Source organism: Saccharopolyspora indica, assembly GCF_027853965.1.
Lineage (GTDB): Bacteria > Actinomycetota > Actinomycetes > Mycobacteriales > Pseudonocardiaceae > Saccharopolyspora > Saccharopolyspora indica.
This window is the reverse complement of sequence record NZ_JAQGLB010000016.1, coordinates 115,786-139,854: the sequence shown is the minus strand read 5'-3', so window position 1 is coordinate 139,854 and position 24,069 is coordinate 115,786. Positions and strand designations below refer to the sequence as shown.

The 24,069-nt window shown below is 70.3% G+C and carries 28 protein-coding genes and 1 tRNA gene; 9 read left to right on the top strand and 20 right to left on the bottom strand.

Annotated features, from left to right (window positions below; translation table 11 throughout):
* Positions 1-80: 80 nt before the first annotated feature.
* From OU416_RS28900 to OU416_RS28890, 3 genes are all read left to right on the top strand, one after another.
* Positions 81-725 (top strand): LuxR C-terminal-related transcriptional regulator, encoded by a 645-nt coding sequence (locus OU416_RS28900; RefSeq protein ID WP_270930188.1) that lies wholly within the window; start codon positions 81-83, stop codon positions 723-725.
* Between the two features lie 173 nt (positions 726-898).
* Positions 899-1,564, top strand: coding sequence for a DUF4386 domain-containing protein (locus OU416_RS28895; protein ID WP_270930187.1), 666 nt, complete (start codon positions 899-901; stop codon positions 1,562-1,564).
* On the top strand, positions 1,561-2,430 hold the full coding sequence (locus OU416_RS28890; protein WP_270930186.1) for a hypothetical protein: 870 nt from the start codon (positions 1,561-1,563) through the stop codon (positions 2,428-2,430). Before OU416_RS28895 ends, OU416_RS28890 begins: the two co-directional genes overlap by 4 nt.
* Positions 2,431-2,482: 52 nt before the next feature.
* Here the strand turns inward: OU416_RS28890 and OU416_RS28885 are convergent, their stop codons facing one another.
* The 10 genes from OU416_RS28885 to OU416_RS28840 all read right to left on the bottom strand — a co-directional run bounded on the left by OU416_RS28885 (position 2,483) and on the right by OU416_RS28840 (position 10,381).
* Positions 2,483-3,538, bottom strand: a complete 1,056-nt coding sequence (locus OU416_RS28885; RefSeq protein WP_270930185.1) for an MDR family NADP-dependent oxidoreductase — start codon at positions 3,536-3,538, stop codon at positions 2,483-2,485.
* Between the two features lie 309 nt (positions 3,539-3,847).
* Positions 3,848-4,288 (bottom strand): pyridoxamine 5'-phosphate oxidase family protein, encoded by a 441-nt coding sequence (locus OU416_RS28880; protein ID WP_270930184.1) that lies wholly within the window; start codon positions 4,286-4,288, stop codon positions 3,848-3,850.
* Positions 4,289-4,504: 216 nt separating this feature from the next.
* A tRNA-Leu gene (locus tag OU416_RS28875) sits at positions 4,505-4,578 on the bottom strand.
* Between the two features lie 91 nt (positions 4,579-4,669).
* Positions 4,670-5,797, bottom strand: a complete 1,128-nt coding sequence (locus OU416_RS28870) for an ATP-grasp domain-containing protein (protein WP_270930183.1) — start codon at positions 5,795-5,797, stop codon at positions 4,670-4,672.
* Positions 5,798-6,321: 524 nt separating this feature from the next.
* Positions 6,322-7,644 carry an NAD(P)/FAD-dependent oxidoreductase gene (locus tag OU416_RS28865; RefSeq protein ID WP_270930182.1) on the bottom strand — a complete coding sequence of 441 codons (1,323 nt, stop codon included), beginning with the start codon at positions 7,642-7,644 and terminating at the stop codon, positions 6,322-6,324.
* 271 nt (positions 7,645-7,915) lie between these two features.
* Positions 7,916-8,236, bottom strand: coding sequence for a hypothetical protein (locus OU416_RS28860; RefSeq protein ID WP_270930181.1), 321 nt, complete (start codon positions 8,234-8,236; stop codon positions 7,916-7,918).
* A 207-nt stretch (positions 8,237-8,443) separates the two neighbouring features.
* Positions 8,444-8,842 carry a type II toxin-antitoxin system VapC family toxin gene (locus OU416_RS28855; protein ID WP_270930180.1) on the bottom strand — a complete coding sequence of 133 codons (399 nt, stop codon included), beginning with the start codon at positions 8,840-8,842 and terminating at the stop codon, positions 8,444-8,446.
* A gap of 17 nt (positions 8,843-8,859) precedes the next feature.
* Complete coding sequence (locus tag OU416_RS28850; RefSeq protein WP_270930179.1) at positions 8,860-9,231, bottom strand: hypothetical protein; 372 nt, start codon at positions 9,229-9,231, stop codon at positions 8,860-8,862.
* Positions 9,232-9,323: 92 nt separating this feature from the next.
* The gene (locus tag OU416_RS28845) at positions 9,324-9,905 is read right to left on the bottom strand and encodes a DinB family protein (RefSeq protein ID WP_270930178.1); all 582 of its coding nucleotides are present in this window, start codon (positions 9,903-9,905) and stop codon (positions 9,324-9,326) included.
* Positions 9,906-9,949: 44 nt separating this feature from the next.
* Complete coding sequence (locus OU416_RS28840) at positions 9,950-10,381, bottom strand: VOC family protein (protein ID WP_270930177.1); 432 nt, start codon at positions 10,379-10,381, stop codon at positions 9,950-9,952.
* A gap of 84 nt (positions 10,382-10,465) precedes the next feature.
* Between OU416_RS28840 and OU416_RS28835 the strand changes: the two genes are divergently transcribed.
* Together OU416_RS28835 and OU416_RS28830 are read left to right on the top strand one after the other, a co-directional pair.
* Positions 10,466-11,395, top strand: coding sequence for a helix-turn-helix transcriptional regulator (locus OU416_RS28835; RefSeq protein WP_270930176.1), 930 nt, complete (start codon positions 10,466-10,468; stop codon positions 11,393-11,395).
* Between the two features lie 117 nt (positions 11,396-11,512).
* The gene (locus OU416_RS28830) at positions 11,513-12,322 is read left to right on the top strand and encodes an ArsR/SmtB family transcription factor (RefSeq protein ID WP_270930175.1); all 810 of its coding nucleotides are present in this window, start codon (positions 11,513-11,515) and stop codon (positions 12,320-12,322) included.
* Positions 12,323-12,363: 41 nt separating this feature from the next.
* Here the strand turns inward: OU416_RS28830 and OU416_RS28825 are convergent, their stop codons facing one another.
* Positions 12,364-13,044 (bottom strand): SAM-dependent methyltransferase, encoded by a 681-nt coding sequence (locus OU416_RS28825; RefSeq protein WP_270930174.1) that lies wholly within the window; start codon positions 13,042-13,044, stop codon positions 12,364-12,366.
* A gap of 202 nt (positions 13,045-13,246) precedes the next feature.
* Here OU416_RS28825 and OU416_RS28820 point away from each other — a divergent pair, with 202 nt between their 5' ends.
* Both OU416_RS28820 and OU416_RS28815 read left to right on the top strand, forming a co-directional pair.
* Positions 13,247-13,486: a hypothetical protein gene (locus OU416_RS28820; RefSeq protein WP_270930173.1), complete on the top strand. Its 240-nt coding sequence runs from the start codon at positions 13,247-13,249 to the stop codon at positions 13,484-13,486.
* Between the two features lie 79 nt (positions 13,487-13,565).
* Entirely contained in the window at positions 13,566-14,300 is a 735-nt protein-coding gene (locus OU416_RS28815) for a nucleoside/nucleotide kinase family protein (protein ID WP_270930172.1), read from the top strand.
* 71 nt (positions 14,301-14,371) lie between these two features.
* Here OU416_RS28815 and OU416_RS28810 read toward each other — a convergent pair whose 3' ends face one another.
* From OU416_RS28810 to OU416_RS28800, 3 genes are read right to left on the bottom strand one after another with little or no spacing between them, the layout of a single operon-like run.
* A complete protein-coding gene (locus tag OU416_RS28810; protein WP_270930171.1) occupies positions 14,372-14,776 on the bottom strand; it encodes a type II toxin-antitoxin system VapC family toxin in 405 nt (134 codons plus the stop codon).
* Positions 14,773-15,057 carry a FitA-like ribbon-helix-helix domain-containing protein gene (locus tag OU416_RS28805; RefSeq protein WP_093152675.1) on the bottom strand — a complete coding sequence of 95 codons (285 nt, stop codon included), beginning with the start codon at positions 15,055-15,057 and terminating at the stop codon, positions 14,773-14,775. The genes OU416_RS28810 and OU416_RS28805 overlap by 4 nt, the downstream gene beginning before the upstream one ends.
* 37 nt (positions 15,058-15,094) lie before the next feature.
* Positions 15,095-15,841 carry a uracil-DNA glycosylase gene (locus tag OU416_RS28800; protein ID WP_270930257.1) on the bottom strand — a complete coding sequence of 249 codons (747 nt, stop codon included), beginning with the start codon at positions 15,839-15,841 and terminating at the stop codon, positions 15,095-15,097.
* Between the two features lie 73 nt (positions 15,842-15,914).
* Here OU416_RS28800 and OU416_RS28795 point away from each other — a divergent pair, with 73 nt between their 5' ends.
* Entirely contained in the window at positions 15,915-17,387 is a 1,473-nt protein-coding gene (locus OU416_RS28795; RefSeq protein WP_270930170.1) for a S10 family peptidase, read from the top strand.
* A gap of 45 nt (positions 17,388-17,432) precedes the next feature.
* On the opposite strand, the gene OU416_RS28790 is transcribed toward OU416_RS28795, so the two are convergent.
* Positions 17,433-18,251, bottom strand: a complete 819-nt coding sequence (locus tag OU416_RS28790; protein WP_270930169.1) for a class I SAM-dependent methyltransferase — start codon at positions 18,249-18,251, stop codon at positions 17,433-17,435.
* A gap of 82 nt (positions 18,252-18,333) precedes the next feature.
* Complete coding sequence (locus OU416_RS28785; protein WP_270930168.1) at positions 18,334-18,831, bottom strand: HXXEE domain-containing protein; 498 nt, start codon at positions 18,829-18,831, stop codon at positions 18,334-18,336.
* A gap of 50 nt (positions 18,832-18,881) precedes the next feature.
* On the opposite strand from OU416_RS28785, the gene OU416_RS28780 reads away from it, so the two are divergent.
* Positions 18,882-19,472 (top strand): TetR/AcrR family transcriptional regulator, encoded by a 591-nt coding sequence (locus OU416_RS28780; protein ID WP_270930167.1) that lies wholly within the window; start codon positions 18,882-18,884, stop codon positions 19,470-19,472.
* Here the strand turns inward: OU416_RS28780 and OU416_RS28775 are convergent.
* From OU416_RS28775 to metE, 4 genes are all read right to left on the bottom strand, one after another.
* The gene (locus tag OU416_RS28775) at positions 19,458-19,688 is read right to left on the bottom strand and encodes a cell division protein SepF (protein WP_270930166.1); all 231 of its coding nucleotides are present in this window, start codon (positions 19,686-19,688) and stop codon (positions 19,458-19,460) included. The two genes, OU416_RS28780 and OU416_RS28775, sit on opposite strands and share 15 nt — an antisense overlap.
* A gap of 235 nt (positions 19,689-19,923) precedes the next feature.
* Positions 19,924-20,637 (bottom strand): helix-turn-helix transcriptional regulator, encoded by a 714-nt coding sequence (locus OU416_RS28770; protein WP_270930165.1) that lies wholly within the window; start codon positions 20,635-20,637, stop codon positions 19,924-19,926.
* A gap of 16 nt (positions 20,638-20,653) precedes the next feature.
* Positions 20,654-21,550 (bottom strand): alpha/beta hydrolase, encoded by an 897-nt coding sequence (locus OU416_RS28765; RefSeq protein ID WP_270930164.1) that lies wholly within the window; start codon positions 21,548-21,550, stop codon positions 20,654-20,656.
* A 127-nt stretch (positions 21,551-21,677) separates the two neighbouring features.
* Positions 21,678-23,963, bottom strand: a complete 2,286-nt coding sequence (gene metE, locus OU416_RS28760) for a 5-methyltetrahydropteroyltriglutamate--homocysteine S-methyltransferase (protein WP_270930163.1) — start codon at positions 23,961-23,963, stop codon at positions 21,678-21,680.
* Positions 23,964-24,069 lie beyond the last annotated feature (106 nt).

Genomic DNA, 24,069 nt, shown 5'->3' with positions numbered 1-24,069 from the left:
CGAAAATGAACATAACTTCATACCAAGATGAACGCAACCTCATCGGGAGACAAGTGTGCGCACACATTCACCGCACCGCGGTGCCGGCCATCGTGGTCGATCCGCACCCGCTGTTCAGGCTGGCGGTCAAGAACGTGCTCGACTCGGTGCACCAGCACGTTTCGGTGCGCGGCACCGGAGGATCCACGCGAACCTGCCTGGAGCTGGTTGAACGGCACCGACCGCAGGTGGTCGTCTCGGACCTGGAACTGGCGGCCTCGCTGGACCTCCGCGGGCTCGGCAGCACCGCGCGGCTGATCGTGCTGGCCGCGGATTCGGCGGCACCTTCCGTGGTGCGCGCGATTTCCGTGGGCGCCCTGTCATTCCTGCACAAGTCGGTGGAACCCGCGACCCTGGTCGACGCGGTGCTCGACGCCGCGCGCGGAAAGCGCAGCTGGTATCTCGGCGACCGAGCCGAAGAGACTTCTTTCGCACCATTGCGATCCACCGATCAGCACCCGGCGCTCACGAACCGGGAAAAGGAGGTCTTCGCAATGCTGCTGCGCCGAATGACCAACGAGGAGATCGCCGAAGAACTGTTCCTGGCCCGCCAGACGGTCAAGAACTACGTGAGCAGCATCCTGCAGAAGCTGGACATGCCCAGCCGAACGCACCTGTTCCGCGAGTTCAGCACGTCCACCAGGCAGCCGGACACCGCGTACCAGGTCGGATGCCGCCCGGCGTGATCAGCGGTCCGCCGCGCTCGCGTACCGGGGCGTTCGCGGCGTACGCAGCGCTGCGTACGCGCGGATCAGCGCTGGCGATGACGCGCTGACGCCCCCTGTCGGCTGATCATTTCTCCGCGTCCGGGCCCGGTCGGGCTGACGCGAAGCCGTTCGCCGACGATCCAGGAGACGTCATGTCCGCACCTGCTTCCCCGCTCCGGGGCGCCGTCCCACTGCTCATCGCCACGCTCACCTACGCCGTGCTCACCGCCGCCTACGTCGTGGCCAACAGCGCCACCCCGCAGCCCGGCACCTCCGGCGACGACCTCTTGCGCTACTACGTGCACGACCACGGCACAGCGATCGACCTGGGCGCCTTCCTGCTGGTCGTAGCCGCCGTGCTCGTGGTGCCGATCGCCGCTCTCCTGTCCCGGCTGGTGCGGCGGGAGCAATCCGCCGCAGGGGCCGCGACGGCCTTCGCCGGCGGAGTGCTGGCCACCGGCTCGCTGGCCTCCAGCGCCGCGCTCACCTGGGCCCTCGGCAGGCTCCCGGAGGACTCGCCCGCAGCGCTGGCCCGCGCCATGGCAGACCTGTCCTTCCTCACCGGCGGCCTCGGGTACGCGGTGTCCTTCGCGCTCCTCGCGGCGGGCACCTGCCTGGCGGTCCGCGGGAGCGGGCTGCTGCCGCGCGCCTGCGCCACGACCGGGTTGGTCATCGCCGCCGCCGGTTTCGCCGCGACCCTCATGCTCCTGGTCTTCGGGTTCAGCTACCTGCTGCCCGTCGTCCGCTTCGGCGGCACCGCCTGGCTGGTGTGGGCCGCGTTCGCACTGGCCCGCTCGCGCCGGGAGGTGAGCGCATGACCGCCACCGCACTGCTGCGCTCGACCCGGCAGTTCCCCGTCGCCGCAGGGCTCCTGCTGCTCGCCTCCGCTGCCGTCCACACCGTCGTCCTGCTGCTCTCCGGCGGCCCGTGGGACGGTCCTGTCTCCTGGCGGAAGCCGATCACGTTCGGGCTGTCCTTCGGGGTCAGCGTGCTGACCGCTGCCTGGATCTGCCGGCTCCTCCCGCTCGCAGCGCGCACCCGCGCTCTCCTCCTGAGTGCGTTCACCGCCGCTTCCCTGCTGGAGACCGGCCTGATAACCCTGCAGGCGTGGCGCGGCGTCCCGTCCCACTTCAACACCGAGACCGCCTTCGACACCGCGATCACCCGCGTCCTCGCAGCCGGCGGAGTCACGCTCGTCGTGGTCGTCGTCGCACTCACCATCGCCGCGCTGCGCCCCAACCCGGCTGCCGCGCCCAGCATGCGGCTCGCGCTCCGCGCCGGGCTCGTGGCGCTCACCGCCTCCATGGCGACCGGAGCGGTGATGATCGTCCGGGGACTGATGCTCGGGGGCGCCGGGCGCTTGGCCGAGGCCTACCAGTCGGCAGGATTCCTGCGCCCCGCCCATGCCGTCACCATGCACGCCGTCCTGCTGTTGCCCGCCCTGGCCTGGCTGCTGAGCCGCACCCGACGGCCGGAGGTGGAACGGCTGCGCCTGATCCGCATCACCATCGCCGCGTACGGTGCCGTCGTCGCGCTCGTCACCGCAGCAGCCCTCGCCGGTCTCGCCGTCGCCACGCCTGCCACCACAGCCGCGGTCAGCGCAGGTCTCACGATGGCCCCCGCGCTGGCGTTCTTGTCTTTCGGCGGATCGCCGAAGGACACCGGCCGCCGGAAGACGGCATGAAGCACGGCCCGGGAGCTCCGCCGGAGCGCGATCCAGCGGAGCTCTGCGCGCTTCAGAGCTCCACCAGCACCTTCCCGCGGTTGGCCGAGCCGCTGGTGAAAACGCTCTGGTAGGCGGCCGGAATCGCGTCGATGCCGTGGTAGATCGTCTGGTCGTAGCGGATCTCCCCGCGCCGGATCAGGCCGCCGAGCTCCTCGTGCAGGGCGTTCCAGTTCGACTCGGTGAACCACTCGATGACGTAGATGCCGCGGATGGTGGTCTGCGGGTACATGATGTGCTGCAGCAGGCGCGGCCCGACCTCGTCGCCGCAGATCTGGTTCCCCCACTGCCAGCACACCGCGACCTGGCTGTGCTTGTTGAGCCAGGTGAACACGGCATCGGTGATGGCCCCGCCGAGGTTGTCGAAGTACTTGTCGATGCCGTCAGGTGCCGCCGCCCGGAGCGCGGCGCGCACCTCGTCCACGGGATCACCGTGCCGGTACACGAGCACCTCGTCGAAACCGAGCTCGCGCATGTAGGTCTTCTTCCCCGGCGAGGTCGTCGTGCCGACGACGCGGGCCCCGGCGCGCTTGGCGAGCTGGCCGACCAGCGACCCGAGGCTGCCGGAGGCACCGCTGATCAGCATCGTGTCACCGGGCTCCACCGCCAGGAACTTCGTCATGGTGCCCCACGCGGTCATGCCGGTGCTGCCCATGACCCCCAACGCCGTCGAGAGCGGGAGCGCGTCGTCGTAGTTCTGCGGGTCCAGCTTGCGGAAGGGCGGGACGACCAGCGGGAACCTGCCCTCCCACAGCCGCCCGCCTGCGCCGGTGCTGACCAGGTGCGTCCGCCAGCCGCCCCAGCCCTCCACCAGATCGCCCACCTCGAACCGCGCACGCGGACCGGCCTGCACGACCTCCATGATCGAATCCGCGCCCGCGGGCTCGCCGATCTGCATGTTCAACGTGATGCCCTGCAGGTGCGGTTCGAGGGAGAGGTAGCGGACCTCGAGCAGCATCTCGTCATCGGCGAGATCCACCTCGACGTCCTCCACCACCTTCTCGTAGATCCGGTCCGCGTCCGGCACGCCCTCGACGTGCTCCCGGATGACCCACTTCTCGATCTTCACTTCGGCTCCTCTCCTCGGACTCGGCACCGGCGGACCGGGTGGAGCCGGTGGCCGTCGGATCCCCTCGGTCCCGCGACACCGGGGATCACGAACCTCTGGGACCGACCGCTGCGCACGTCAACGCGGTGATCGCGCCCGAGTGCCTCGCGAAGTGGTGCGCCCCGGGATGGCGCGTGACCATTCCCCGAAGCTAGTGAACGAGAATCCGTTGAACCACGGGAGAAACTCCACGCTACCCGACCGAGTCCACCGTTCCACCGGACGAGTGTCCACAAACGACCGACTCGAATTCCGGGTACCGGCACGCGGTCAGCCGATCTTGCGGTAGTCGGTGGTCCACCAGTGCTCGGGCCGCATCCGGACGGCGATCTGCTCCTCCGAAAGCATTCGATTGCGCTTCAGGCAGCTCTCCGCTTCCTCCGGTTCGAGATAGCGATGCGCCATCGCCTCGAAAACCGCGGGATCCATCGGCTCGTCGATGGCGATCACCGGCCCCTCCACGCTCACGTACCGCGGCGGCATCACCGGATCCTGCGCGCACAAGGTGAATCGCCCCGACTCGCGGATGAGGCGGGCTTTCAAGCTGGACTGCCCCATGACCACCACGACATCGCCGCCGGGCCGGTAGTCGTACCAAACCGGGACCTGCAGCGGAGCGCGGTCACCGCGCGAGTCGCGAACCGCGAGCACCCCGATCCACGGCTCGGCGAGGAAGTCCTCTCGATCGGCAACCGACATGGCGACGTCCATGCGAACCCTCCTCGCCCACCCGGTCCGGGCCGAGCGGGTATCGCGAGCTATTCACCGAACTGCCTACCGCGCACGAAGTTCTGCTGCAGTTCCAACCGAACAAAGCACCCCCAGTGGGCAGCGGGTTCAGCGGATCGGATCAACACCGCGAAGAAGGGCCGCCCGATCGGGCGTGCCGAGCCAGCTGGCCGCAAGACCGCGACCTGCGCTGATGAGTGCCCCCGGTCGGGTTCGAACCGACACTTGGACGATTTTAAGTCGTCTGCCTCTGCCAGTTGGGCTACGGGGGCCGGTGGCCGGCGCGGAGCCGACCGCACCACTACGACGCAGGAGCGCCCGGATCGGTTCCCGGTTCCGGTAATTCGCACCTGGCCGGTTGGTTCACCAACGGCCCCACCCTCCGGGCGCCGCTTCCAGGAGCTCCTGGAAGCGGGTTCTGATCCAGTCGTGGACGGCGGTGGAGACCGCGGTCGACTCCGCCCGGTGCTCGAACCAGCGCCAGTCGCAGTTGACGTTGACCTCCAGGAACACCCAGTCGTCGCCGACGCCCAGCAGGTCGAAGCCCGCCACGCCCAGACCCCAGTTCCGGCACAGCTCCAGCAGGCGCTCGGACAGCTGCTCGGGGACCTCCGCCGGTTCGACCACCACCGAGTCCGGGTCGACCCACAGCTGCGCCGGGTCCAGCTTCTGCACCTCGAAGCCGATCGTGCGGTCGCCGACCACGAACACGCGCAGCTCGCGGTCCGCCTCGACGTACTGCTGCACCAGCACCGGAGCCGGTTCGCGGGTCTCACCGGAGCGGCGGATGTCCAGCGGCTGCGGGAACAGCCCGCGCAGCGCGCCGGGCTCGGGTTCGAGCAGGTGGTGGCCTGCCGTCTTGACGATGCAGCGGCCACCGCCGGGGCGACTGCGGCCGGGCATCGTGGTCACCGCGGTGCGCGGCACCCGCAGGCCGACCGCGGCCGCGTCCTGCAGCTGGGTCAGCCGGTCGAGGTGCTCGCTGACGCGCACCGAGTTGACCCGGTCCCAGTCGTCGCGGCAGGACAGCCAGTTGGCCACCGCCCGCCACTGCTCGCGGACGTAGGCGCCGTGCACGGTGGTCGGGTCGGCGGGCACCGCGTCGATGTCGAAGTGCCGCCGCCAGACCAGCAGCGGGCGCAGCAGCCAGCGCTGGAACTCGATCAGCGGCGTGTCGGTGTAGATGGTGAGCGGCAGGTCCAGGCAGCGGTCGGCGTCGATGCGGACCATGCGGATGTCGTGCTCGGCGAGCGCCAGGGAGAGCTGGTTCATCTCCATGTCGGCGGCGCGGGCCAGCACCAGCACGCACGGAACCGGATCGCCCGGTTCGTCGACGACCATGTCCGCGCCGAACATCCGCTCCTGGAAGTCCAGCGGGGTGTCGGGGGCGCGGAAGAAGTAGTCCTGCCCCTGGAGCAGCATCGGCGTGGGGCGCAGCGACGGCTCGGAGAAGCCCCCGGCGTCGGTGGGCTGCCCCTCGGCCGATGCCATCGTCAGTCGTCCTTCTTCCGGAAGACCTTGGCCGCCTCGCGGTAGTCGGCCGCGAAATCGGCGAGCGGACCTTCCTCGACCGCGCCGCTGCGCAGCAGCGCAGCCAGTTCCTTCAGCGTCAAGGGATTCACCCCTTCCCCCGCATGACGCACCCATTCAGGTGAACACCTAGGCACAGTCTTCGATTACTCGCTACGGGCTGTCAAGACTATCTGATCAACAAGTAGCCCGCACGGAGCAGAACAACAGTGCAAGAAAGCCGCGTGCCGGCTGCGACACGCGGCTTCGTCGCTGTTGCTCCCGGCCGATCAGGCCTGTCGGCGAAGCCGTCCTCGCCTTGTAAGCGGCGGCAGCCGCTTGGACCACTTACGCAGGTTGACCACCCGCGGGTTCTGAGTGTTTCCTGGCGAGGACGGCCCCTCCGCCGTGTATTCGGTCATACATCAGGAGGGGCACCCGCAGTCCAGGGAAGCACTCAGGTTCCGCCAAGCGACCACCTGAGCAACGCAACCACCAACAGGCTTTCAGCTCTCCGCGGCCCGCTCGAAGGCGGCGCGCGGGTTCTCGATCTGACCCATGGACACCACTTCCCGCTTGAACAGGAAGGCCAGCGTCCAGTCGATGATGATGCGCAGCTTGCGGTTGAACGTGGGCATCCGGCTCACGTGGTACGAGCGGTGCATGAACCACGCCACGAAGCCCTTGGCCTTGAAGCCGTAGACGTCGGCGACGCCCTTGTACAGCCCCATGCCCGCGACCGAACCGGCGTAGGCGTGCCGGTACTCGCTGGTCTTCTTGCCGCGCAGCGAGGACAGCACGTTCTTCGCCAGCTGGTTGGCCTGCCGCACCGCGTGCTGAGCCGACGGGGCGCAGGTCGCGCCGGGGTTCTCGTCGGTCTTCGACAGGTCCGGCACCGCGGCACAGTCACCAGCGGCCCAGACGCCCGGCAGGCCCTCGACCTGCAGGTGCGCGCTGGCCTTGACCCGGCCGCGCTCGTCGAGCGGGAGGTCGCTGTTCTTCAGCACCGGGTTGGCCTTGACGCCCGCGTTCCACACCAGCGTGTCGGTGTCGAACTCGGTGCCGTCGGACAGCACCGCGTGGCCGCCCTCCACCGACTTCAGGAAGGTGTTCAGGTAGACCTTGATGCCGCGCTCTTCGAGGGCGTTGACGACGTAGACGCCCATCTTCTCGCTGACCTCGGGCATCACCCGGCCAGCGGCCTCGACGAGCACCCAGGACATGTCGTCGGCCTTGATGTTGTCGTAGTAGCGCGTCGCGAAGCGGGCCATGTCCTCCAGCTCCGCCAGCGCCTCGACGCCCGCGAAGCCACCGCCGACGAAGGTGAAGGTCAGCAGCCGCTTGCGCAGCTCCTCGTCGTCGGTGTTGGCCGCGGCGTCCATCTTGCCCAGCACGTGGTTGCGCAGGTAGGTCGCTTCGCCAACGGTCTTGAGCCCGATGCCCTCCTCGGCGAGGCCGGGGATCGGCAGCAGTCGGGAGACCGAGCCCAGCGCCACGACGAGCACGTCGTAGGCGATCTGCTCGGAACCCGTCTGCGGGTTGTCGACCGTGACGACCTTCTGGTCGTGATTGATCTCGGTGACAGCGGCGGTGACCACGTGGCACCGCTTCAACACTCGTCGCAGTGGCGCTACCACGTGGCGGGGCTCAACGTTGCCCGCTGCCGCTTCCGGGAGGAAGGGCTGGTAGGTCATGTGCGGCTGAGGATCGACGACCGTCACGGAGGCTTCCCGGCGCCCCAGCTTCTTCTGCAGCTGAAGTGCCGTGTACATGCCGACGTAACCGCCGCCGAGGATGAGAATCCGCGTGGGATCGGATTTACCAGCCATGCTTCACATGGTCGCACCACGGACCGTGTTCGCGCTGCGCCGACCCCCCTTAATGTGACGCCAGTCGCGAGTGGCTTCGATCACGATCAACGCGCAGTGCGCGGTCAAACGCGGTGTGTACGCACCCGGGACGGGTGGTGTGCGGTGGCGTCACGACGACACCACCGAGGTGTCATGAGGGCTGGTTCCAGCCACCCTACCGAATCTTGAGCCGCAATGCCCAAACCCAATCGGATATGTCCGGTTCCCCCCGGATCCGTTCACCCGACGTTCACCCCGCCCGATCAGCCAGAGCGCACTCCTTCCCCAGCAGCCGATCGCGCAATTGCCCGTCATCGCTGAGCCGCACCAACAGCACGCAATCCCGGTGCACCTGATGGTTCGGAGCGTGGAGGAGACGCTCCTGCCAGTCGTCCGCGTATTCGCGCAACGCCGCGATCGCCTCGCTGAGCGCCTCGTCGAGCGTGGCTCCGTCGGCCGCTACCGGGAGCCCGGGAACGGCCACCGACCAACATGGATCCTCGAAGACGACCTCAGCGCGCAAAGGCAAATCTGGGAAAAGGTGATCTCGACTCCCCTCATCGCGTTCCACCGCAGCCAGCGGATTCGCGAAGCGCACACGGTCCGCCCCTGCCGGGTCGTCGAAATCCGGTGCCGTTGCCCCTCCAGCTGCACCTGAACAATTCCCCACCAGCAACTCCTACGACTCGAGTCTTCGCCTCCGGTTAGCACAGCCGCACCCGAGAGCCGCCGCATAGGCACAACCGCCCACGCGCCCATTGGCTCAGAGAGCTCACCGCTAGACGTGGTGGACCACCACTCGTTCGGGCTTCGGTCGTTCTGGTTCGTCGACCAGTTGATTCAGGTCGTCCGGGTCGCTGGTCAGGATCACCACGGGGCGCGCGAGATCCAGTGCCGTCGCCGCGACGACCGCGTCGATCGCGCACCGATGGCCCGACAGGCCCGTGGTGCCGAGGAGTTCTCCAGCTGTGCGGGCGATTTCGGCCGATACGGGCACGATCGTGATGCGTGAGAGCACTCGGTGCACCAACGCGTCCCGGGCGCCGCCGCGCAGCACTTCGGTCAGCGTGATCGCGCTCGCCACCACCCGGGCCCGGCGCACCCGCGCGATCTCCAGGTACGACCGGGCCCGCGCATCGCCGCTCGCGAGCTTCGACAGCCCCTCGCTGTCCAGCACCAGCGTGCCGCCGCCCGCTACTCGGTGTCCGGCCATGCCGCCCGCGCCTCCGCCAGGAGTTCCTCCGCAACCGGACCGTGCTCCGCGTCGAGCAGGCCGGACAGTTCGGCCAGCAGGTCCAGTTCGAGCTGCCTGGCCACCGCATCCGTCACGTACTGGCTGAACGCGCCCCGGCCCACCCGGCGTTGCACCGCGGCGGTCAGCTCCTCGGGCATCGACACGCTGACCTTCCGCGCGCGCCCCAGCGAACGCACGTTGCCAGCCGCCGCGGCATCGTCCTGCGCGGGCTCGTCGAATTCGCGGTACTGGCTCAGCAGCAGAGCCAACCGCTCGGTGAAATCCCTCCCCCGCTCATGACCGCCTGCGGGGTCGTTCGGCAACGCACTCATGACGACGATGCTACCGGTGGTGGTAACCCGCAATCCACCTGCGAAGACGTTGCAGCGCGAAGTTCACTCCAGCGTGTTGCCGAAGCGCTGCGTCAGGCCTCCGCCGCCACGCGCTCCAGGCGGGCTCGGTAGTCCGCCCACCACGCCTCGTCGGCCGGGGGCATGTTGTCGTTGCCGTTGGTCATGCCGACCTCGCCGTCGACGAGCTCGCGGACGATGTCGGCGTGCCCGGCGTGCCGGTCGGTCTCGGCGATCACGTGCACCAGGATCCGGTGCAACGTCACCTCGTCGCGGTCGGAGTGCCACCACGGCACCCGGCCCGGCGCGTCGAGGTCCAGGGCGTCGATCGTGGCATCCGAGTGCGCCCACGCCCGGTGGTAGAAGTCGACGACCCACTCGCGCGACTGGTCGGCGGTCGCCCACATGTCGGCGTTGAGCTCGGCGTCCTCGTCCAGCCAGGGCAGCGGCTCCGGGAACGGCCGGTCGAACACGACGCCGAAGTACCCGGCCTCCATGCTGGCGACGTGCTTGACCAGGCCGAGCAGGTTGGTGCCCGTCGGCGTCAGCGGGCGGCGGACGTCGTACTCGGAGAGCCCGTCGAGCTTCCACAGCAGAGCTTCGCGACCGGCTTTCAGGTAGCGCACCAGGTCGGCCTTCGGATCGAATCCCGTCATGCCGCGAAATCTCCCACGCCGGCCCGACAACCACCAGGCGCGGATCACCTTCCCGCAGGCGGGTTCTCGCCCAGAACGGCCAGGTAGTGCGGGTTGTGCATCACGCCCAGGACGTTGCCCCACGGATCCACCACGGTCGCGGTGATGAAGCCTTCGCCGCGATCGCGCGGCGCGTCGTGCTCCTTCGCGCCCATCGCCACCAGCTTCGCCACGACCGCGGGCACGTCGTCCACGTGCCAGAACGCCACGGCACCCGCCGGCCCGCCGACGGCGTCGGGCGAAGGCGTCCGGGCCAGCTCGCTCCCGGCGTAGGCGCTGTCGATGACGCCGAACTCGTGCTGGTGGTCGCCGATGCGCCACTCCAGGTAGCCCGGGGTGTCCATGTACGGCGGGATCCCGAACAGCTCGGTGTACCAGCGCTTCGTCGCAGGCAGGTCCGGGGAGTAGAAGGAGGTCGTCGTGAGTCCTCGCAGCATCTCGGTTCCTCTCTCGCGGTTCCCGGCCGAGCCTGGCAGCCAAAGTGCTCACCGAATGAGCACTTTTCCTGCGAACATCGGCCCATGCGCGCTGACCGCCTCGTGGCCGCCCTGCTGCTGCTCCAGGCCCGCGGCCGGGTGACCGCTGCCGACCTGGCCGATGAGCTGGAGGTCTCGGTGGCCACCGCGCGCCGTGATCTGGAAGCGCTGTCGGCCGCGGGCATCCCGGTCTACCCGCAGCCGGGGCGCGGCGGCGGGTGGTCGCTGGTCGGTGGTGCCCGCACCGACCTGAGCGGGCTGAACGCGGCCGAGGCGCAAGCGCTCTTCGTGCTCCTCGGCCCGGCGAGCTCCGCCGCGCCCGAGCTGACCTCCGCGCTGCGCAAGCTCGTCCGGGCCCTGCCCGCGACCTTCCGCGCCGATGCCGAAGCCGCAGCGGCGGCCGTGGTGTCGGACCCGGCGCGCTGGGGCGAGCGGAGCCGGGAGCCGCCCGAACTGGTCGAGCCGCTCCAGAACGCCACGGTGCGCAGGCTCAAGGTCCGCCTGACCTACGGCGGCTCGGCGGAGCGGCTGGTGGACCCGCTGGGGCTGGTCGACAAGGACGGGATCTGGTACCTGATCGCGGACACCGGCGCCGGTCGGCGGACGTTCCGCGTCGACCGCATCGCAGCGGCCACGACCACGGAGCAGCCCGCGGAGCGCCCCGCCGACTTCGACCTCGCCGCGGAGTGGGCGCGGATCGCGGCGGAAGTCGAGCAGCGGCGCTCGCTGGTCTCGGCCGTGGTGCTGGTCGATGCCGAGCTGTTCCCGGTGCTGCGCAAGCGCTTCGGGCGGCATTGCGAGGTCGTCGAGCGGACCGCCGGGCACGTCCGGGCCCGGGTGACCGCGCACCTCGCCCGGTCCCTCGCCGAGCAGCTGGCCGGCTGGGGAAGCGCGGTCGAGGTGCTGGAACCGGATTCCGTTCGCCGCGAGCTCGCCAGGATCGGCCGCGACCTCACCGAGCGCTACGCGACCTGAGGCCGGGACGCCGGCCTTCCCGCGATGGGCGTTCGCAGCCCCCGGTTTGACGTGCAGCCTTCTGGCTGCCTATTCTTCAGGCAGCCGGATGGCTGCATTTCAAGGCGTGCAGGAGCTATGGACGAAGTATTCAGAGCGTTGGCCGACCCGAACCGGCGCCGGCTCCTCGACAGCCTCAACGCCCGGAACGGGCAGCGGCTGCGCGAGCTGTGCGATGGACTGGACATGGCCCGGCAATCGGTGAGCAAGCACCTCGCGATCCTCGAGGAGGCGAACCTGGTCACCACCGTTCGCCGCGGCCGCGAGAAGTGGCACTACCTGAACGCCGCACCGATCAACGCGATCGCCGACCGCTGGATGCACCGCTACGACCGGCGGCGCGCGGAGGCGCTGGCCGACCTCAAGCAGGCATTGGAGTCCGCACCGATGAGCGAATCAGCTTTCAGCTACACCACTTTCATCAAGACCACCCCGGAACAGCTGTGGCAGGCCCTCACCGACCCGGCGTTCACCCGCCGCTACTGGGGAGTCGCCTTCGAAACCGACTGGCGCCCGGGATCGCCCGTGGTCTGGGAGGAGAACGGCCACCGCATCGCCGACCCGGAGCAGGTCGTGCTGGAGTCCGAGCCGCCCCGCCGCCTCTCCTACACCTGGCACACCCCGACCCCGGAGTGGGCGGCGGCGGCCGGGATCGACGACGACACGCTCGCCGCGCTCGCCGCGGAGAGCAGGTCGAAGGTCACCTTCGAGATCGAACCGCACGGGCAGACCGTCAAGCTCACCGTGACCCACGACGACTTCCCGGACGGCAGCACGATGCGCCAGATGGTCAGCACCGGCTGGCCCCACCTGCTCTCCGACCTGAAAACCCTCCTGGAAACCGGCGAAACCCTGCCCCCGGTCCCGGACGAGGCCTGGCAGAGCTGACCACGGAGACCGACTGGACCGGAGGCGACCCTCTTTGCGGTTCAGCGGGGGTTCTGGCGCTGGAGCAGGAGGGTGGCGAAGCCGAGCACGCCGCGGTATCCGCGCAGCCAGCCCGTGCGGTGCTCGCGCGCTGCCGCGATCGCGGCCTCCGCGTCCGGGTGGTCGGGGTTGTCGAGCGCCCAGCGGGTCAGCGAGCCGGTCCAGGACCACTCGTAGTCGTCCCACTCGCCGAGCTCGCTGATGTGCGCGTACACCGGTGCCCACCCGGCCCTCTCCACGGTTTCCACCGTGCCCGCCAGGTCCTGGAAGTCCGCCGGCTCCGCACCCAGGGCTTCCAGCGCCTCCGCGGTCGGCGGCCGTTCCCAGAAGCCCTCGCCGACGAGCATCGCGCCACCAGGTGCGACCTGCTCGTCGAGGGCCTGCACCGTCTCCCCCAGGCCGCCGAAGACGTGCGTCGAGCCGACGCACATCACCAGATCGCACGCCTGCGGCGGCCGGTACTCCTGCGCGTCACCGCGCACGAAGGTCACCCGGTCGCCGAGCCGACGTTCCCGAGCGGAGCCCTCCGCCCGCCGCAGCGCGGGTTCCGACATGTCCACGGCGAAGGCACGGGCGGTCGGATGTTCTTGCAGAGCGCGAAGAACCCACTCCCCCGCGCCGCACCCGAGGTCGAGCACGAGGGCGTCCGGTGAACACGCGGCCCGCTGGATCAACCGACCCATGTTCGACGTGCTGATCGGAGTGGCGATGGGGTGATCCGCATGGGCCAGGGCGCTCAAGGTGTGGCGATCCATCCGGCCAGCATGATCGGCGGACCGCGGGATCACACCCGAATTTCGCGACAGTCCTCTTGGGACCGCGTGATTCCGCCGGACGTTCGCGTTTCGTCCCCGGCTGCACCAGCGGACCAGTAGCCTGCCTGCCATGACGGTGGAGCAGACGTGCCCGTCCTGCGGAGCGGACGACCTGGAGCAGGGCTTCCTCGCGGAAAGACCGGGAGGCTCCTACAGCCAGGCGCTGTGGGTCGAGGGGCCAGTGCAGCGGGCGCTGTTCGGCGGTGTCAAGGTCCGGAAGCGGCGGCAGCTTCCGATCACCGCGGCCCGCTGCCCCAAGTGCTTCTTCCTCATGTTCTACGCCGAACCGGTACCCGAAGAAGAAGATTGATCCGGCAGCTCCGGAGCCTTCCCGGCCAGCCGCTTCGAGACTGGCGGACCTCACGAGCCGTTGGGATAGGTTCGGCGCCATGAGCGCTCCCGTGCACCACTCCGCTTCGTCCTGGCGGCAGCCCTGCCCTCCGGCGGCTTCCGCCGAGCGCAGCGCGCTGGTCGAGGAGATCGCGAAGCGCGTGCTGGCGCTCGGACCGGGGCGCCTGCTGGTCGGGGTCGACGGCTTCACAGCGGCCGGGAAGACGAGCTTCGGGCACGAGCTGGCCGCGTGGATCAGCGCCGCGGGACGACCGGTGCTCCGCGCGACCCTCGACGACTTCAAGAACCCGTGGCGGGACCGGCACCTGTACGACCGGGAGTCCGGCGAGGGCTACTACCGCAACGCCTACGACTACGCGTCGGTCAAGCGCCTGCTGCTGGATCCGTGCAGGTCACCGGAGGCCGCGTCCGCCGCGCTGTGCAGCATCGACCCGCTGACCCAGCGCGACCACTCGGCCGAGACGGCGCCGCTCGACGCCGACTCGGTGCTGATCGTGGACGGCGTGTTCGCCTTCCGCCCGGAGATCGACGAGTACTGGGACTTCCGGATCTGGCTGCAGGTCGACGCGGAGCTGTCCGTCCAGCGGGGCGGCGAGCGGGACCAGGACTGGGCGGGCTCGGAAGCGGAGTCCATCCACCGCAACCGGTACCTGGTGGCCGAGCGGATCTACCTCCAGGAGGTCGATCCGCTCCCGAAGACGGACGTCGTCATCGACAACTCGGCGTTCGCCGACCCGCGGCTCGTGACACGAAGGCACCATCGTCTTAGGTGAAAGACCCAAGCACGGTCGGTGAATGACCCACCTGCGGTTCGCCAAATCGAGCTTGGTTCCCGCACGAGTTGTCATGCTCCAGGCGAGACGAGTTCCACCCTGCAGTAGCTCGTCGCCGCGCGCGCAAGCCGACCATCAGCGGTCACGAGCGGGATTCCGCGAACCTCCGCCAACGCCACGTAGGCGGCGTCGTAACCACTGATCGCGGAGCGAAGCTGCCACATGCGCGGAAGCAGCTCGTCGAGCGAGACGTGCTCGATACCGAGCAGCGGCAGGCGATCAACCGCTCGAACCGCCTGCTCCTCTTTGATCTTGCTGCCCAGTGTGAGCCCACGGACCACCGAGAAGACTTCCGCCTTCCAGTGCTCGGGGGCGGCCCACTCCACGTCCCGCCCCAGTACCGCCCTCGCCCGGCGACCGCGTTCATCTGCGTAGAGCAACATGTTCGCCAACACCGAGGCGTCAACCACGATCACGCCGCGCCACCCGCCCCAGAACGTCCGACACCACCGTCCAGATCTTCGGGCCTGGCCTGCTCCAAGAGCGCAGCGGCATCGGGCGCATCATCTCCAGCTCCGCCGCCCTCGGCCAGATCGCGTTCGATCTCGGAGAGAAGCTGCCGGTTGCGGCTGAACGCGGCCTGCCGCCGCAAGACGCCCAGCAAGAAGGCCTGCAGAGACTGCCCGCTCTCGCGTGCGTCACGCGCGAGAGCCTCCTTGACGTCCTCCGGCACATCTCGAATCGTCAGCACTGCCATGCATGCATTTTGCAGTCACACTGCATTCACAGTCAAGTCAGCGCACTTCCGCCAGACGCTTCGCCCGTTCCAGCACGCCGCGCAGCATCGCTGGCGTCAGCTTGCCGGTGAAGGTGTTCTGCTGGCTGACGTGGTAGCAGCCGAGGAGGTGGAGGGGCGTTCCGCCGTCGGTCGCCCGCAGTTCCGCGTGGGCTTCGTGGCCGAACTTCGGACGGGGGCGCGGGACCTGCCACACCGCGTCCGCCAGGACCGGCAGGAGGGCTTGCCAACCGAAGGCGCCGAGGACGATCACCACTCGCAGCGTCGGGCGGAGCAGGTCCAGCTCGCGGACCAGCCACGGGCGGCAGGTGTCCCGCTCCGCCGGGGTCGGCTTGTTGGCCGGTGGGGCGCAGTGCACCGGGGCCGTGATCCGGGTGTGGAAGAGCTCCAGGCCGTCGTCCAGGTGGTGGGCCTCGGGCTGCGAGGCCAGGCCGACGTCGTAGAGCGCCTGGAACAGGACGTCGCCGCTGCGGTCCCCGGTGAAGATCCGGCCGGTGCGGTTGCCGCCGTGCGCCGCCGGGGCCAGGCCGACGATGCCGATCTCGGCGTCCGGTGGGCCGAAGCCGGGCACCGGGCGGCCCCAGTACTCCTCGTCGCGGAACGCCGCGCGCTTGACCTCGGCCACCTCCTCGCGCCAGGCGACCAGGCGCGGGCAGGCCGTGCAACGGGAGATCAGCTGGTCCAGCTCGGTCAGCCGGGTGGCGGACGGGGCGGCGGTGGCCGGGTCGCCGACGGGGTCGGCGATCAGCTTGGCGGGCGTGGTGGGCACCTCTAAAAAGTCTCAGAAAACCGCTGCGGCGGCACGTAATGTGGTCGGCATGGCAGCCAGCGCGGACAAGACCGACGAGAGCAAGGAAACGACCACCCCGGCGGAGCCGGTCGACGACCTGGTCAGCACGCACCACACGATCGACGTGGCCGGCGGCGAGCTGTCCTACACGGCCACCACCGGGCGCGTCGTGCTGCGCGAAGAGGTGCACACCGACGGCAAGTTCGACGGGTTCAAGCCCAAGGCGGAGGTCTTCGTGACCTCCTACGTCGCCGACGCCGAGCCCGGCACCACCCGGCCGGTGACCTTCGCGTTCAACGGCGGCCCGGGATCCTCCAGCGTGTGGCTGCACCTCGGGCTGCTCGGCCCGCGGCGCGTCGTCTCCGGGGACGCGGGCGACCTCGCCCCGCCGCCCTACGGGCTGGCCGACAACCCGGAAACCCTGCTGGCGCACAGCGATCTGGTGTTCATCGACCCGGTGTCCACCGGCTACTCGCGGGCCGTCGAGGGCGGCACGCCGGGCGACTTCCACGGCTACAAGCGCGACATCGAGTCCATCGCCGAGGTGATCCGGCTGTGGACCACCCGCAACGGCCGGTGGATGTCGCCGAAGTACCTGGCGGGCGAGTCCTACGGCACGCTGCGCGCGGCGGCGCTGGCCGAGCACCTGCAGTCCCGCTACGGGCTCTACCCGAACGGCCTGCTGCTGATCTCCTCGGTGCTGGACCTGGGCACGGTCCGGTTCACCGACGGCAACGACCAGCCGTACGCGCTCTACCTGCCGACCTACGCGGCGATCGCGCACCACCACGGCAAGCACGGTGACCGGCCGCTGCGCGAGGTGCTCGACGAGGCCGAGGAGTTCGCCGCGAAGGACTACCCGTGGGCGCTGGCCCGCGGTGCGCGGCTGTCCGACGAGGAGCGGGCCGACGTGGTGCGCCGGGTCGCGGCGCTGGCCGGGCTCTCCGAGGACTACGTGGAGCGCGCGAACCTGCGCATCGAGCACATCCGGTTCTTCACCGAGCTGCTGCGCGACCGGCGGCAGACCGTGGGCCGGATGGACGGCCGGTTCACCGGCTGGGAGCCCGACGCGGCGGGCGAGCACTTCACCGACGACCCGAGCATCTCCGGGATCCTCGGGGCCTACGCGGCGTCGATCAACCACTACCTGCGCGAAGAGCTCGACTACACCAACGACCTGCCCTACGAGATGATCAGCAGCAAGGTGCAGCCCTGGTCGTACAAGGAGTTCGAGGGCGCGAGCGTGTCCGTCGTGGACAAGCTCGGGGCGGCCATGCAGGCCAACCCGCACCTGCGCCTGCACGTCGGCTGCGGCTACACCGACGGCGCGACGCCGTACTTCGCGGCCGAGCACGTGCTGGCGCGGCTGCCGATCCCGGCGGAGCTGCGCGAGAACATCGACGTCCGCTACTACCCGGCCGGGCACATGATGTACGTCCACGAGCCCTCGCGCCTGGAGCAGTCCGCGCACCTCGCGGAGTTCGTCAACGCTCGTCCGTAGTGGACCACCGCCGAGGCCCCGCTCCCGCGCGGGGCCTCGGCCGGGTCAGCCGCGGCGGGCTTCGATCAGCCAGGCCGCAGAGTCGTAGCGCACGCCGCGCTCGGTCCGGTGCTCGGCCAGATCCGCGCGCAGGTCGGCGATGGCGCGGGACTTCTCGTCCTCGTCGAGGTCGGCGAGCAGCCGGGCGTGCTGCTCGGTGATGAAGTCGCACGCGTCGTCCACGTCGCGGCCGAAGTACATCGGTTCGGCGAGGTCGTGCAGCCGCACGTCGTCGAAGCCGGTGGCCGACAGCAGTTCCCGGATCACGTCGGGGTCGCTCAGCGAGAGCGGGCCCGGGCCGGTCGACGGCGGCTCCGGCAGGTCGCGGCCGGCGGCCAGCAGCGCGCGGAACGCGGTCATCCACTCGATGCGCTCCGCCGGCTGCCAGGTCAGCAGGGCGAGGCGACCGCCGGGGCGCACCGCTCGTGCGATGTTGCCGAACGCCGCGACCGGGTCGCCGAAGAACATCACCCCGTGCCGGCTGATCGCCACGTCGAAGTGCGCCTCCGGGAAGTCGTGCACCTGCGCGTCGACTTGCTCGAACGCCGCGTTGGGCAGCTCTTCGCGCGCGGCCAGCCCGCGAGCCAGCTCGATCATGCTCGACGACAGGTCCACGCCCAGCACCGAACCGCCGACCGCGCGCCGGGCCGCGTCCCTGCTCGTCCGCCCGCTGCCGCAGCCGATGTCCAGCACCTTCGAGCCGCGGTCGATCCGCGCGGCGTCGAGGAGCGCGTCCTGGTAGGCGGCGACGCCCTCGTCGAAGCGGTCGGCGCGGGACGCCCAGAACTCGCCCTGGTTCCCGTCCCACGCGCGCAGTTGGTCCACATTGGATGGATCGACCGGAGTTGCCACGGAATCCCCTCGTCCGGAAGTGCGACCGGGAACTCTACTCCGCGGGCCGAGCCGATCAACCCGTTTTCCGCCACCGGGTGATCAGCCGCGCGGCCCCGTGCACCGCCGCGAGCGATACCGGGATCATCAGCACGCCGCTCAGCCAGGAACGGGAGTCGTCCCGCCGGACGCCGGCCCGGCCGAGCTCGCGCCAGGCCCACAGCGAGTACGGGATGACCACGGTGGGCGCGGTGGCCACGCCGGGCGTGTACCCGCCGTGCAGCGCGGTGGCCACGAGGTGGCCGGCGCCGTGCACGCCGAAGCCGAACAGGGCGCTCTGGAAGAACGGGGACCTGCCGCCGGTCTGCGCGCCTCGGAGCGATGCGGCGAGCACGACCAGGCCCATCAGCGAGATCGCCGTCCTGGCGTGCTCCTGCGACATCGGCTCCCGCATCCAGGGCGGCGTGCGGTCGGGGTTGGCCTGCGTCCAGGGGGCCATGGTGAACCACTCCTCGGCGTCGTTGGCCAGCCAGGCCAGGAACAGGCCGAGGGTCACCGATCTGCGCACTGCCATCGCGCACTCCTCATTATCGTTACAAGTCGTAACGTAAATATACTGGGCCGGTGAGCGATCCGGGAAGGCCGAGCAGAGGAAGGCCGCGACGTGCGGAAACCGACCGCGCGATCCTGACCGCCGCGGCCGAGCTGCTGGCCGAGCGCGGCTACGCGGAGCTGACGATCGAAGCGGTGGCGACCCGCGCCGGAGTCGGTCGCCCGACGGTGTACCGGCGCTGGCCCGCGAAGGAAGACCTCGTGGTCGGCACCCTCGTCGACGCGGTGCGACCGCTGGAAGCCCCGAACACCGGCAACGCCGTGGACGACCTGTGCGCGATGGCGATCGACTTCGTGACGCAGCTGGCCGCCGCGCCGCTCGGACGCGTCGTGCTCGGCGTGCACGCCGAGGGCGGGCGCAGCGCGAAGCTGGCCGCGCTGCTGCACGAGCAGTACCTGCAGCCCAGGGACATCGCGATCACCGAGCTGGTGGAACGCGGGCAGCAGCAGGGCGGCCTGCGGGACGACCTCACCGCGGGAACGATCCGCGACCTGGTCTTCGGACCGCTGGTCTACCGCTGGCTGCTGACCGGAGAACTGGACCGCACCACCGCCGAAGCGCTGGTCGGCGCCGCCCGGCAGGCGATCTCACCGGGGCTTTGACTCCTCCTTCGGGTGCGTCAGGAGGAAGACCTTCGACGCGACGCGCTCCATGCTGCCCTCCCGCGCCACGACCATGCCCGCCGCGAAGTCGACCAGCTGTCTCGCCTCGGCGTTCGGCAGGGCCGACAGGTCCATCAGCACGGAGTTGCCCTGCCGGAAGTAGTCGCCGACGTGGTAGACGTCGGCGTAGTTCTGCGGGTGCAGCGTCTTGACCACACCACCAGTCTTGCCTGCCTGAGCCGGAAGTCAACTGCAAACACGTCTCCCCAGCTCAACCTCCCCGAACGATCAACGAAGTCCTTGCCGAAGCAATCGCCCGAACCGAGGAGCGGTCCGGATTCCCCTTCGCACCACGCCGATTTCGCGCCGAACCGTCGCGCCGCGTCAATTTCGTACGAAATTGACGTTCACCCGGGTGATGGTCAATTTCGTACGAAATTGACCGCCCCTCTCACGACGGAGCCGCCAAGGGGGCGAGTGCGGTGGGTCGCGCCGCGCCTGCGGCGGCCGAGCCGTGCAGCAGGTCGGCCAGGGCGTGGGGTGGGGACTGCTCGTCGGTCGGGGTCGCTGCCGCGATCCGGTCCAGCCGGAAGCCTCGGCCGGCTCGTCGTTCGCGGCACCAGGCGATGAGGTACCAGCTGCCGCCCGCGGTGAGCAGCCCTGCCGGTTCCACCGCGCGGTCGCTCGCCCGCCCCGCCTCGTCGACGTAGGACAGCAGCAGCACCGTGCCGCTGGCGAGGGCGTGCTCCACGGCGGCCCGGACCGATCCCCCGGTTCGGTCCGGCAGCGCGACGATCCGCTCGGCGAGGCCCTGCGCCGCGACCGCCGCGGGCCCGGTCATCGAGGCCGCGATCTTCTGGGCGGCCGTGCGGGCCGCGTCGGCGTAGGGCGCATCGGCCACCGCGAGCGCGGCGACCAGCGCCGAGGCCTCACCGGCGGTGAAGCGGATCGGCGGAAGCGTCATCGCCGGGTCGATCGACCAGCCCCCGCCCCGACCGGACGTGGTGCGCACCGGGACACCGGTCTCCAGCAACGCCTGGAGATCGCGCTGCACAGTGCGGGTGCTGACCTCGAACCGCGCTGCGAGCACCGCGACGGTCAGCGGCCGCGGCGCCGCCGCGCGCAACTCCTCCACCAGCGCGTAGAGCCGCGCAGTCCGGTTCACGAGCTCGACGCTACCGTCACGCGCCGGCCAGGAAGTCCCGCTCGCGCTGCCGCTCCCGCTCGGTGATGGTCAGCGGGAACAGGGTGAAGCCGTGCATCGCGCCTGCGACGACGCCGAGCTGCACGGGCGCCTGCCACCGAGCCGCCAGGAACAGCGAGTCGTCCAGCAGCGGATCCTCCGTGCCGACGACGATCCGGGCGGGCGGCAGTCCGGTCAGGTCGGCGAACAGCGGGGAGATCTCCGGGTCGCGGCGGTCTTCCGCGCCCAGTCCCGGCGTGAAGCGCTCGTAGCTGCGGCGCAACGATTCCGTGTTGCTCAGCAGCTGCCGGGCACCGAAGGAGCGCTGGCTCGGCGTCATCGACAGGTCGTACGGACCGAAGGTCAGCTGAGCCGCCCGGAACGCGCCGGTGATCCCGTGCCGGTCGCGGAGGCGCAGCAGCGTCAGGACGCTCAGGTGGGCTCCGGCCGATTCGCCGCCGATCAGCAGCCGCCGGGTGCCGAACTCGGTGGCGGCGTGGTCCACCAGCCACCGGGCGACGGCTTCGCAGTCGTCGGGCCCGGCCGGGAACGGGTTCTCCGGCGCCAAGCGGTATTCCACGCTCACCACGGCCAACCGCGCCTCGACGGCCAGCCGCCACAGCTTCTCGTCCTGCCCGTCCGCAGCGCCCAGCACCCAGCCTCCGCCGTGGATGTGCAGGTAGACGCCGTCGACGTGGTCCGGCACGAAGACCCGGACCGGAACACCGGCGACGACGCGGTCCCGCCCGTGCGGCAGGCGCACCGGCGGCGCGTCGCCACCGAGCCGGTTGCGCCGCAGGAGTTCCAGCGAACCCGGCCGCTCACCGCGAGCGGCCTCGAACTGCTCGTTGAACGCCGCGGTCTCGGCGAGGCAGTCCGCATCAGTGATCGTCATGCGCCGACTGTCGCAATCGCTCGCGACAACCCCGCGTCACCTTTCCCGGGTGAACTGGATCACGGCGAGGGTGTTGCGGGCGGTGCTGTGAGTGGTGGGGAACCGGCACCGCCCGCAACCCTGGTGGTCAGGGCAGCTCGCGGCGGACCGCTTCCGCTGCGCTGACCAGGTTCTTCAGTGCCGGTTCGACCTCCGCGTAGCCGCGGGTCTTCAGGCCGCAGTCCGGGTTGACCCAGATCCGCTCCGCGGGCACCGAGCGCAGCGCCGCCCGCAGCAGGTCGGTCACCTCGGCCGCGTCCGGCACGCGCGGCGAGTGGATGTCGTACACGCCCGGCCCCACGCCGCGGCCGAAGCCGACCGCGTTGAGGTCGTCCAGCACCTCCATCCGCGACCGGGCGGCTTCGATGCTGGTGACGTCGGCGTCGAGCGCGACGATCGCGTCGATCACGTCGCCGAACTCCGAGTAGCACAGGTGCGTGTGCACCTGGGTGGAGTCGGCGACGCCGGAGGTGGCCAGCCGGAACGCCGACACCGCCCACGCCAGGTACGCCCCGTGCTGGGCCGCGCGCAGCGGCAGCAGTTCGCGCAGCGCGGGCTCGTCCACCTGGATCACCCGGATCCCGGCCGCTTCCAGGTCCTGGACCTCGTCGCGGATGGCCATCGCGACCTGCGCCGCGGTCTCGCCCAGCGGCTGGTCGTCGCGGACGAACGACCAGGCCAGGATGGTGACCGGACCGGTGAGCATGCCCTTGACCGGTTTCGCCGTGAGCTTCTGCGCGTAGGTCGCCCACTCCACCGTCATCGGCTCCGGGCGGAACACGTCGCCGTAGAGGATCGGCGGCCGCACGCACCGGGAGCCGTAGGACTGCACCCAGCCGTTCGCGGTGCTGATGAAGCCGTCCAGGTGTTCGGAGAAGTACTGCACCATGTCGTTGCGCTCCGGCTCGCCGTGCACCAGCACGTCGAGGCCGATCTGCTCCTGCAGCTCGATCACGCGCTTGATCTCGTCGCGCATCCGCTGCTGGTAGGTGGCGCGGTCGATGCGCCCGGCCGTGAACGCCGCACGCGCTTTGCGGACGTCGGTGGTCTGCGGGAAGGAGCCGATCGTCGTGGTGGGCAGCGGCGGCAGCTGCAGCGATTTCCGCTGCGCTTCACGGCGTTTCGCGTAGTCGCCGCGCTGCGAGTGCTCGGGTTTCAGCGATTCCAGGCGCGCGCGGACGCGGTTGTTGCGCACGCGGGTCGCACCGGCCCGGTCGTCGATGGCTGCGCGCGCGGCGGCGAGCTCGTCGGCCACGGCCTCGCGGCCGTCCTTCAGCGCCCGCCCGAGCACGACGACCTCGCGGACCTTCTGCGCGGCGAAGGCCAGCCAGGACTTCACCTGCGGGTCGATGTCCTCGGCCTCGACGTCGTAGGGCACGTGCAGCAGCGAGCACGAGGTGCCCACCGAGACCTCGCCGGCCAGGCCGAGCAGGGTGGCCGCCGCGGTGAGCGCGCGGTCGAGATCGGTGCGCCAGATGTTGCGCCCGTCGACGAGCCCGGCGACCAGCGCCTTGTCCCGCAGCCCCGGCACGCCGGACAGCGAATCCACAGTGGACGGCTCGGTCACCAGGTCGACGCCGAGCGCTTCCACCGGCGTGCCCGCCACCACCCGCACCGCCTCGCCGAAGTCACCGAAGTAGCCCGCCACCAGCAGCTTCGGCCGCGCGGCCAGCCCGCCCAGCTGCCGGTAGGCGTCGCCGAGCGCGGCCAGCTGCTCCGGCGTGCGGTCGGCGGCGAACGCCGGCTCGTCGAGCTGCACCCACTCGACCCCGGCGCGGTGCAGCTCGCGCAGCAGTTCCGCGTACGCCGCCAGGAGTTCGGGCAGCTTGTCCAGCGGCTGGAAGGTTTCCGGCGCGCCTTCCGCTGATTTGGCCAGCAGCAGGAACGTCAGCGGTCCGACCAGCACCGGGCGCGTGGTCACCCCGGCTTCCAGCGCCTCGCGGTACTGCTCGACCGGCGTGCGGTCGGCCAGCGAGAACTCGGTGTCCGGGCCGATCTCCGGCACCAGGTAGTGGTAGTTGGTGTCGAACCACTTCGTCATCTCCAGCGGCGGCACCGCTTCCACGCCGCGCGCCAGCGCGAAGTAGGTGTCCAGCGGCCCGAGGCCCAGCGCCGCGTAGCGCGGCGGTACCGCGCCGAAGGTGACGGCGGTGTCGAGCACCTGGTCGTAGTAGGAGAAGGTGTTGCCGGGCACCGAGTCCAGGCCCGCCTCGCGCAGCTCGCGCCAGGTGCCTGCGCGCAGTTCCCGGGCGGTCTCCCGCAGTTCCGCCTCGCTGGAGCGGCCCGCCCAGTAGCTCTCCAGCGCCCGCTTCAGCTCTCGCCTCGGGCCGATCCGGGGATATCCGAGTACGGTCGATCCGATCTTGCCGGTCAAGTCCTCACCTCGCGAGCTCGACATCAGGTGTGCCGAGGTCGGGCGGGTGCGGACCAGCGGGCAGGCAGCGGCCGCTCGTCGGTCAGGTCCTCCCGCGAGACCTCGG